8 protein-coding genes and 1 pseudogene are annotated in these 9,931 nt (G+C 66.4%); 6 read left to right on the forward strand and 3 right to left on the reverse strand.

What is annotated here, in order from left to right; translation table 11 throughout:
- Positions 1 to 81: 81 nt before the first annotated feature.
- Genes PV734_RS44625 through PV734_RS44635 form a run of 3 tightly spaced genes read left to right on the forward strand, consistent with a single transcriptional unit; the run spans position 82 to position 1,963 of the window.
- On the forward strand, positions 82 to 870 hold the full coding sequence (locus PV734_RS44625; protein ID WP_319294953.1) for a TIGR04255 family protein: 789 nt from the start codon (positions 82 to 84) through the stop codon (positions 868 to 870).
- Positions 860 to 1,513, forward strand: a complete 654-nt coding sequence (locus PV734_RS44630) for a helix-turn-helix domain-containing protein (protein ID WP_319294954.1) — start codon at positions 860 to 862, stop codon at positions 1,511 to 1,513. Before PV734_RS44625 ends, PV734_RS44630 begins: the two co-directional genes overlap by 11 nt.
- Before the next feature lie 3 nt (positions 1,514 to 1,516).
- Positions 1,517 to 1,963, forward strand: a complete 447-nt coding sequence (locus tag PV734_RS44635) for a hypothetical protein (RefSeq protein ID WP_319294956.1) — start codon at positions 1,517 to 1,519, stop codon at positions 1,961 to 1,963.
- A gap of 31 nt (positions 1,964 to 1,994) precedes the next feature.
- Here the strand turns inward: PV734_RS44635 and PV734_RS44640 are convergent, their stop codons facing one another.
- Entirely contained in the window at positions 1,995 to 2,684 is a 690-nt protein-coding gene (locus PV734_RS44640; protein ID WP_415924380.1) for a recombinase family protein, read from the reverse strand.
- Positions 2,685 to 2,916: 232 nt separating this feature from the next.
- On the opposite strand from PV734_RS44640, the gene PV734_RS44645 reads away from it, so the two are divergent.
- Both PV734_RS44645 and PV734_RS44650 read left to right on the forward strand, forming a co-directional pair.
- Entirely contained in the window at positions 2,917 to 3,582 is a 666-nt protein-coding gene (locus tag PV734_RS44645; RefSeq protein ID WP_319294958.1) for a helix-turn-helix domain-containing protein, read from the forward strand.
- Entirely contained in the window at positions 3,579 to 4,916 is a 1,338-nt protein-coding gene (locus PV734_RS44650; protein WP_319294960.1) for an MFS transporter, read from the forward strand. The genes PV734_RS44645 and PV734_RS44650 overlap by 4 nt, the downstream gene beginning before the upstream one ends.
- A gap of 71 nt (positions 4,917 to 4,987) precedes the next feature.
- Here the strand turns inward: PV734_RS44650 and PV734_RS44655 are convergent, their stop codons facing one another.
- The gene (locus PV734_RS44655; protein WP_319294962.1) at positions 4,988 to 8,023 is read right to left on the reverse strand and encodes a Tn3 family transposase; all 3,036 of its coding nucleotides are present in this window, start codon (positions 8,021 to 8,023) and stop codon (positions 4,988 to 4,990) included.
- A 499-nt stretch (positions 8,024 to 8,522) separates the two neighbouring features.
- Between PV734_RS44655 and PV734_RS44660 the strand changes: the two are divergent.
- Positions 8,523 to 8,630, forward strand: a pseudogene (locus tag PV734_RS44660) (NUDIX hydrolase); the annotation flags it as partial.
- Positions 8,631 to 8,664: 34 nt separating this feature from the next.
- On the opposite strand, the gene PV734_RS44665 reads toward PV734_RS44660, so the two are convergent.
- A complete protein-coding gene (locus PV734_RS44665; protein ID WP_319294974.1) occupies positions 8,665 to 9,843 on the reverse strand; it encodes a transcriptional regulator in 1,179 nt (392 codons plus the stop codon).
- Positions 9,844 to 9,931: the final 88 nt, after the last annotated feature.

Below are 9,931 nucleotides of genomic sequence, written 5' to 3' on the forward strand. Positions count from 1 at the left end.
CCTCGTAACAACCGCAACATATCCAGCAAGCGGTTGCACGAACGGTTGTCGTTCTGGTTTCTACTCGGGTAGCTTGGCGTCATGGGGCACCGTGAGATCTATTCGAATGCGCCGTTGGCGCTCACAGTCGTTGAGCTCCGCCACACAGCCAGTCCGTCGCTTTCCGAAGCCAACAAGGCGGGGTTGAAGTCGCTGCTCGCGAGTACGTTCCCGATCTACAAGCCAGCCCAGCAGGTGAGCATCACCGTCACAAACGCAGGCGCCTCGGAGGACCGGGCACAGTACCCCCGCTACATGACGCGGGACTCCACTGAGTCCATCAGCTTCCGCGACAACGCGATCGTCGTCGAGACGACCCGATACAAGAGGCGAAGCTCGTTGCGGGAGCTCCTACACCAGGCTGTGGAGGCTCGTCAGAAGGTCTCTCCTGTCGACGGTGTCGAACGTCTGGGCATCCGGTACGTCAACGAAGTCCGCGTCCCCAACATCGAGCACCCGTCCGACTGGGAGCGCTGGATCTCCGCACCTTTGACCAGCATCGCCAGCCTTCGCACGGAAGACTTGGGGGCCCACACCTGGCAGGGCGTAACAGTCTTCGGTACTCCGGCCGAGGGAGTCGTACTTCGGCACGGCAACTTCGAGGGCTATGCCGTCGAACCATCTGGCGACCTCCGCCGCCAGACCCCCCCGCCAGGTCCCTTCTACCTCCTCGACTTGGACTCCTATTGGACGCCCGACGGCGACGTTCCCCAGCTCGACTGGGCCAGCGTTGAAGAACGGTTCAACGCTGTCGGCCTGTCCGCGTACGAGCTGTTCGAGCAACTGATCACGGACCACTACCGCACGGAGGTGCTCAAGCGTGAGCAATGAGACACAGCGGCCGATGGGCGTGGCCACTGCACCTACTGGCAGCAGCCTTGTGATTCAGCAGCAGGAACCCACGGCAACCACGTCAAACCAGCTGTCAGACCTCACCGAGGCTGCTGGATCGCTCCGATACCAAGCAAAGTTCGTCTCCGAGGACACGGCCGAGGTCCACATGGAGTTCCTCTTCCGCGATTGGCGCAAGGGGGCCGTCGAACGCGGGAAACAGTCGCCGACCGTGCTCCTTGAGGAGCTCTCTGACCTTGGATTCTCCTGGAGGCACATCGCTCGCATGCTCGGCGTGAGTGTTCCCGCCGTACAGAAGTGGCGACGCTCCGGTGGCGTAAGCGGCGACAATCGCATGCAGCTGGCAAGCTTGCTCGCCCTGTGCGACATGGTCCAGCAGCCCGTCATCCACGACGTTGCGTCCTGGTTCGAGATGCCGCTCACGCCGGGCATCCCCGTGACTCCGATCGACCTTTTCACTGAGCGCCGGCCAGACCTTGTGCTGGAACATGCACTCGGCCCGAACGATGTTGAGGAGATCCTCACGGCCTACGCGCCGAACTGGCGCGAGCGCTACCAGTCCGACTTCGAGGTCTATCGCGACATGGATGGGGCCATGTCGATCCGTCAGAAGGAAGCGTGACGAGTGCCCGCTGAGATGGAACGCCCGCAAGACCCGCGCGATCTGTACCACGCGTGTGGCGACGACATCGCCGCCGCACGTCCTGTTCTCACAGGCGACGTCTACGAAGGCATCACGGTCATCGAGACCAACGGCTCCAAGCGCGAGATCACGGCCATGGTTCTCCAGCACCCGTGCTCGCTACGCGCGGACGGGGTGAACCTTGCACCGCGCTTGAACGTAGGCGAGGTGACGCCCGTCGAGGGAGCCCAGTGGAATGGCGCCTTCAACCGAATGTTCCTTCCCCCGCCGTTTCCGCAGGCGAACAATGGGGTGAAGGCTTGCGCAGCATTCTTCGATCAGGGGTACTACGTCTCCCCCGAACAACTTCAGGCCGGAACCCGGATCGCCTGCCTCAGCCCCTTCGGGATCAACCTCTTCCTTCAGCGCTGGGTGAAGGGGTACCGGTAAGAACGCTGTCACCAGCCGCAAACGGCGGTGATCAGTCCTCTGACCTGGTGGGTTGGGGCAGTTCCGGCGTGCTCGTCGCCTCAGCGAGTGCGAGGCGACCACCCTTGAGTTCGGGCACGTAGTTGTAGATGGTGTTGCGGGAGACGCCGAGGAGCTTGGCGATCGAGGTGACGGTGTTCTCCGGGCGGGCGAGCAGGTCGCGGGCGTGACGCACCTGCTCCTCGGTCATCGCCGGCGGGCGGCCGAGTCGGGCGCCGCGGGCGCGGGCGGCGTCCAGGCCCTCGTTGGTGCCCTGCACGATGAGTTCGCGGATGAACTCCGCCAGGGCCGCGAACACGTGGAAGACCAGGCGCCCGCCGGGCGTGGTCGTGTCGAGCGCCTCGTGTAGCGAGGTGAACCCGATGCCGCGCTTGCGCAGGCCGGACACGATCGCGATGAGGTCCTGGATGGAGCGGCCGAGCCGGTCCAGCGACGGGACGACGAGGGTGTCGCCCTCGCGCAGGTAGTCGAGGGCCTTCCACAGTTCCTCGCGTTCGGCGTTCTTGCCGGACTTCTTGTCGGAGAAGATCCGGATGCACCTTGCTTCGGTGAGTGCGTGGATCTGCCGGTCGAGCAACTGTCCCTTGGTGGACACGCGTGCGTATCCCACGAAGCTGCCGGTCCGTACGGCCGGAACGGGGACGAGGAGATCGGCGGCGTCGTCATCCTGGGGTGGCTGCACCTGCCAGATCGTACAGAAAAGGGTGCTCCTCAAGTTCTTGAGCACATCGACTTTCTGACACCGTTTTATGGGCATGATCCGGCGTCGATCCGGTCGCGCGCCGCCACTTGCCGATCTTGCTCATCAATCGGTCGATAGATGGGCAGTGGCACCTCGCGAACGAGCTGAACCGCAAAGGATTCTTCGCGAAGGACTCTTTGCGAAGAACTCTTTGTGGACTACCGTGCGTCGTATGACTGATGCAGTGGAGAGGCCGGATGGCCCGAACGTTGAAGAGGACTCCGTTGTTCTGGATGCCAAGGGGTTGCGTGCCATGGCGCATCCGGTGCGTGTCCACCTGGTTGGGCTGCTGCGGAAGTACGGCCCGTCGACAGCTACCCGTCTCGCGGAGCGGCTGGGCGTGAATTCAGGGACGGCCAGCTACCACCTGCGCCAGCTCGGCGCGGCCGGTTTCGTCGAGGAGGACACCGAGCGCGGCAACGCGCGCGAGCGCTGGTGGCGTTCGGTACATCAGATGACGGAGCTCAACGACCGGGAGCTGGTCGATCGAGAGCCCGAGGCCATCTTGGCCTTCCTGCAATCCGTCGCCACCACTTACACCTTGCGCACTCAGCAGACGCTGAACGAGTTGCAGACGATGCCCCGCACGTGGCGCAACACCTTCGACATGAGCGACTTCGCCTTGCGGCTTACGCCCGAAGAGGCCATCGCCTTGCGCCAGGAGTTGAGGGCCGTCATCGCCCAGTACAGGAGAGATACGCCCGAGGCGGCGGCCAGTGCCCCGGAGGGAGCGGAGCGGGTCGGCGTCATCACGCAGATCCTGCCCGAACTGGATACGCCCGCCCCGTCGTCGCTCCCTTCCGGCCCTCAGGAAGCGGAAGGAAGCCCGACGTCATGACCGACGACGCCTCGGAGGCCGGCGGCATACCCGGCAAGAGGTCCTTACGGCCGCTGGGCGGGGTGCTGGCGGCCATGGCGGTGTCGCTGACCGGCACGCGCATCTCCGTTGTGGCACTGCCCTGGTTCGTCCTGGTCACCACCGGCAGCGCCACCCAGACCGGACTGGTCGCCTTCTGCGAGATGACTCCCTACGTGGTGGTCAAGGCGTTCACCGGACCGCTGGTGGACCGGATCGGCCCGCGGGCCGTTTCCTGGACCACCGATCTGGCCAGCGCGACCGCCGCCGCCTCGGTTCCCCTGCTCCACGCCCTGGACCTGCTCTCCTATCCCCTGCTGCTCATTCTGGTCGCGCTGATCGGCGCGGCCCGGGGACCCGGCGACCTGGCCAAGGAGGTGATGGTCCCGGAGGCGGCCGAGCTCGGCCGGATACCGCTGGAGCGGGCCACCGGTCTGGCCGGTGTGATTGAGCGGCTCGCCTCCACCGTCGGTCTGGCGGTCGGCGGATCCCTAGTCGCGCTGCTCGGTCCCCTGACCGGACTCGCCGTCAACGCGGGCTGCTTCGCCCTCGGATCGGTGATCATCAAACTCGCGCTGCCCCGCGGCATGGGGCACGCGGCCGAGGCAGCCCCCTCCCCCGCCGGGGAGACGGAACCGGGCTACTGGCGGCAGTTCGGCGAGGGCTTCACCTTCCTGCGCGGCGAGCCGCTGCTGCTCACCGTCATCGTCATGGCCAGCATCACCAACCTGCTGGACGCGGCGTTCACCTCGGTACTCGTACCCGTCTGGGCCAGGGAGTCCGGCAACGGGCCGACCGCGATCGGCCTGATGGGCAGCGTGATGGGGGCCGCGGCAGTCGGCGGGAGCCTGATCGCCGCAGTGGTCGCACACCGGCTGCGGCGGCGGGTGGTGGTTCTCACCGGGTTCCTGCTGGCCGGGGCACCGAGGTTCCTGATCCTCGCCTTCGATGCCCCGCTGGGGGTGGTACTGGCCGTCTTCGCGGTCAGTGGGTTCGGTGCCGGCTTCATCAACCCGGTGATGGGGGCCGTCCTCGTCGAGCGGGTGCCGCGCCGGATGCTGGGCCGGGTCAACGCGCTCGGTGACTCGCTGGCCTGGGCCGGTATCCCTCTCGGCGGCCTGCTCGCCGGGGCGGCGGTGACCGCCGTCGGACTCGTGCCGGTGCTGCTCACCTGCGGCGCCGCGTACTTCCTCACCACGAATCTGGCCGGACTGCGGCCGGAATGGCGCGAGATGGACCGTACGCGTGGGCGGGGCGTCGTGAAGACACATTCCAAGGAAGACGCCGCACAAAGCAGTGCGAACACAGCGACATGACGTTTACGGAGGGAGGTGGACCATCTGGCTTCCTTCTCCCTCCTACCGCTCCTTCTTGCCTCGCCCACGCTTCACGCACGCGCAGATGGCTGCTGGTCGGCGGCGTCCGTCGGAACTCGCGGGCCCGGAAGTTTGACCGCAGCAAGGTCGAGGCGGGTGTCCATGTCGAGGTTGACCTCCCCGTACGGACGCACGTGCGACCAGAACAGCGGGGTCAGGCCGCGCCTATCGGCGGGCGTGAGAAGCCCGGCCCACTCCGGTTCGCCGAGGATGTCCTGGAGCATCAGGGTGTTCACGTAGACCAGGGCTGATTGCAGAATCCGCAGGCACAGAACGAACATCTCCTGCTCGTCGCGCCTATTCGAGGCGATCTCCCCGCCCTTGCCGTAGGCGATGACGGAGTTCGCGCCGTTGGAGGACTCCATGACGTTCAGGCCCTCCTCGATCTCCCGCTGGAGGTCCCGTAGCCGCAGGTAGCGGGCCACGAAGATGGTCTTCTGGGCACGGCCGACCTCCAGCATGGCCGCGTAGGTGGGGTGGGAGGCGTTGCGGGTGAAGCGGCGCAGGATCGCCTCGGTGGAGGCTGTGCGGGTACGGATCGCGGTGGCGTACTTGATCATCTGGTCGTACTGCTGGGCGATGAGTTCCCAGCGGATCGGGCGGGGCAGCGCCGGGGTCAGCTGCGGGTAGGCGTCCGGCTCACCGGCCACCGGCCGGTACAGCTTCACCTTGTTGATCCGCTTGATCCTCGGCAGCAGGTCGAAGTTCAGCAGCCTCGTGATGCCGAACCCGATTTCCGACTGGCCGTGCGAGTCCGTGTAGTTGGCCTCCACATCCATCGTGGTGCCGTGCCGCATCGCGCCCTCGATCATCGCGGCGACCTCGGACGCGGTGCAGTTGATCAGCTGGGAGTGGATGGCCAGCGACTTCTTCTCCACGTGCCAATAGATGAGCACCCCACGGCCGCCGTAGCGCGAGTGCCACTCGGTGAAGAGGTTCTGGTCGTAGGCGCGGACGTGGGTGGAGTCGGAGGCGACCGCGGTCGAGCCCTGGCCCCACAGCTCGGTGCTGCGGGCGGCGAAGGTGGCGTTCGCGATCTGGATGGCGATGGCGCGGGCGGCCTCGGCGGACAGGTACCGGCGCCGTACGTAGCGCAGTTCGTCCTCGGTGTGGCCGTGGCCGCCGGACGCCACGGCCTTGATCCCGGTGTTCGTCCCGTACGCGTAGATGACCAGCAGCAGGCGTTCGGCCAGCACCTCCGGCGAGAGGCTGCCTCCGCCGGAGACAGAGGTGACCGCGTCCAGGCAGCCGGTCCGCAGCACCGCTTCCTTCAGCATGTCGACGAGCGGCACGATGCCCCAACGCCTCTGTACCTCGGCCTTGATCCTGCGCAGGTTGCGCGGCTCGGGCTGGGCCTCAGCCGCCGTGAGCCGGATCGCGCCGGACTTCCGCTCGGCGATGTCCAGCCAGGACAGCTTCGGCATCCCGTCGTTGAGCAGGGTCAGTTCGGCCGTCATCTGCTCGCGCAGCTCGTCGACGAACACCGCGGCGTCCAGCGGCTTGCGCAGCTCCCGGTAGTTCTCCGCCCGCCTGGCCTCGAAGTCCTGCGGCAAATCCTCGTCCGGGTTGCGCCACTTGTCGGCGCCCACCACCCAGATCTCCTTGCACTTGAGCTGATCGCGCAGGGCCTGGAAGGCGATGACCTCGTAGACCATGCGCACCACCCGGCGCCGGCTCCGCTTGTCGGCACGGTGCACGACCTCCGCCCAGTCACCGCCCATCGCCTTGTGGACCGGCACCGTCTCGCCCAGCGGGTAGTACGTCGTGTTCCCCGCGTTCGCGTACCGCGCCACCAGCACCAACGCCTCGATCACCGGCCGGTGGGCATGGTTGGACGAGCGGAACTCCAGCACGTCCAGCAGCTTGATCAGCCCGCGCCGGTAGTGGTTGGTGTACGACGCCTTCAGCGTCGTCTGCACCGTGCGCCGGTAGACCGGCCCCCGGGTCTTGAACTCGTGCACTAGCTCTCGCAGCGTCGCCTCGCCCCCGGACACCGCCGGGAACACGACCTGGCGGACCGTCCCCTCCGGGGCGCCGAGCGACGCCTCCGCGAGCTTGAAGAGGATGTTCTCCTTACCCGACACCTTCTTGAACGCGTTGATGAGCTGCTCGGTGACCTTCTTCTCCGCCCGCGCCCCGATCCGGTGCACCGTGGAGATCAGCAGCTCCACCAACGTGTCGGTGATCTCCCGCTCCCGCTCGTGCAACAGCGCGGCCAGCAAGGTCACCCGCAGCGCCACCGGGTGCGTCCGCAGATGGGAAGGCGACTCCACCGCGGCCCGCGCCCGCCAGCCCGCCACGACCTTCGGCGCGACGTCGATGAACAGATCCCGTGGCAGGCCGATCGCCCGCACCGCCAGGAGCTTGTCGATCTCGGTGAGCATCGTCTCCAGGCTCACATTGCCCGGCGCTTCCTTGACCTTCGCCAGCACCGGCGGCGCGTCCTCGCCCTCCGTACCGCCACCCGCAGGTCCGGCGTCGTCCTGGTCGGCGCCGGCCACCAGAGCCACGATCCGCTCGATGCTCTCTACGGCCAGCCGCGAGGAGATCAGAGCAGTCAGTGACTCCTCGGCCGCCCGCAGAGCGGCCCCCACGATCCGGTCGCACCGGCCCGACGTGGGCGGCTCGATGCTCTCCTCGCGGCAGCGCACCAGCAGTTCCACCCGGACCTGCTCGGGCCTGCGCTCCTTGTGCGCGACGTGCTCAGCCAGATACGCCGTCAGTTTCTCCGCGTCCGCGACGCTGCATTCACGGAAGCCGAGGTGCTCCCGGATCTGCGCACGGTGGTACTCGACCGTGCGACCCGTCCAGTCGTAGGACTCCAGCTCAGAGGCGGGAACCTGTACCTGCCGGGCGACGAACTCCACGGCCTCACCGGGCAGCTCTGCCCGGTTTCGGGGAAACCGGCCGTACTGCGTGTAGAACTTCAGCAGCACAGCGAAGCCCAGTCGCGTCGCACCACGCTTGCCGGACACGAGCGCCTGCTCGTCCTTCAGCAGCGTCCAGTGCTCGACGAGTTCGTCCAGGTCCAGCGGAGTACGGGCCACGATCGACGATCGTCCCCGCAGAGCTTCACCCACCGCAGCCGTACGGCCCCGGACTCACCCACACGGGTGACGCCCTCTCAAGATCACTGCCGTTTGCGGCTGGTGACAGCATTCTTACCGGCACCCCGTGAAGCACTCCAGTCGCTTGACGGTTGAGACTTCCAAGTTTCAGGAGGCCAACGAAAGCCCCTACGAGGAAGCCGACCTGATCGAGGAGTGGTGCCTTGATCGCGAGGAGGACGGGATCAAGATCCCCGAGGCCCTGGCTGAGTGCATGGACTGGCTTCGGGAAAAGCTCCCCGACGGTCGGCGTCACCAGGATCTGCTCGGGGACCCGCAGACTCGAAGCACCGTTCGTCGGGACGCACGGGCCCACCTGAAGGCCCTACGACGGCCGCCTCAGTAGTCGTGGTACCTCTCTTCGCTCTACCAACAGAGTTGCTTGCAGGGCTCGTGTGCGAGGAGTGCCCGCCCAATTGATTGGCGACTCATCCAGAGTCGCAGGAAACACGTCGCCATCACCCCTGTTCTGGACGACCACGACCGCGTGCTCATGCTGTGGCGGGGTTGGGAGTTGCCCGGCGGCATCGTGGACGAAGAAGAGGACCAACCACGGCACTCTGGGGACACGGGGTCTTGGATTATTTTGAAGGCAACAGAGGCGTCGGCGTGGCCAGCCGAGCGCGTTCGTAGAGTTCCCGCGCCGCCGAGTTACCCAGGTGAGGACGAATCAGCTTGAACATGTTCCTTACCCGCTGATCCGCGCGCCCGGACTGGACGAACGGGTAGTCGTCCAGGGCGAGATTCCATGTGGCGCACGCTGCTTCCAGGTGGCCGACGGCGAGTTGGCGCTCGGCGAGAAGCCCACGGCGATGGACGCGCGTACGCCGATAAACGACGTGCCTCAACCTGTCGGCCTGCTGCAGTGCCTTTACGGCGCCCGCCCTGTCACCCAATTCGTACCGCACCTGACCTGTGTGGTAGTTCAGGGCAGAGGGGTCATACGTACCGAAGGTCTTTGCTCCGGATTCCGCCTTGTCCATGGCGACCTCGGCCTCCCGAAGATACCTGAGAGCCTTGTCGCGTTCGCCGGTCTGAGCAGCGGCGTGCGCCTGCTGACCGGCCAGGAAAGCCCGCATCCGAGGGCCGGCGGCAGGAGAGGCGGCGGCAGCGGCGTCGGCCAGGCGCAGCGCCTCTTGTCCATGCCCCAGTTCTACGGCCTGGACGCTCATTCCCCGTAGCGTTGTGCAGTACGTCAGGTGATCCTCCGACGCTCCGGCCAGCTCCAACGCCTTGAGGTAGTACTGCTGGGCCAGGCCGTGCACTCCTTCGTCCACGGCCATGTAACCGGTGAGGTAGCAGAGGCCGGAAGCCGCCGCCATCATGGCCTTGCGCACGTGATCGGGAGCATCCGCCCGAAGGTAAGGGGCCACCGTGTTCACGAGAAACGCGGCAGCCATGGGGCGCGCATGGCGTCCGCCGAACTGGTCATCGAGGTCGGACACCCGCTCGGTCATGGCGATGACCATGTCCACCTCGGACATCCCCACCCGCTGAGTACGGCCGTTCTGAACGGCCTCCATCCGACCGACGACGTCCGGCCAGTTGGGCACAGCGAGAGCGACGGAGAACAGACCTGCGCCTATCACGCTGCGACGGGACGGGTCCATGTCGTCGCTTCCAAGCTCGACAAGGCCTTCCACCGTGCTCGGCTCGGCGTTCGACTGATCCTGAGGGGTGGGAAATCCAACCTGGGCATGCGTGACGGGGCGGTGCAGTCGGCGTGACAGAGCCTCCAGGACCAGCGGCCTGGGCTTGATCCGCTTTGACGGACATCCGAGATCAGGGGTTCTGCCCCGGGAGGATGTCCATCATGGAGAGCATGGGGAAGAAGAAGCCACGCCCTCG

Source organism: Streptomyces sp. AK08-02, from assembly GCF_033795085.1.
GTDB classification, from domain to species: domain Bacteria; phylum Actinomycetota; class Actinomycetes; order Streptomycetales; family Streptomycetaceae; genus Streptomyces; species Streptomyces echiniscabiei.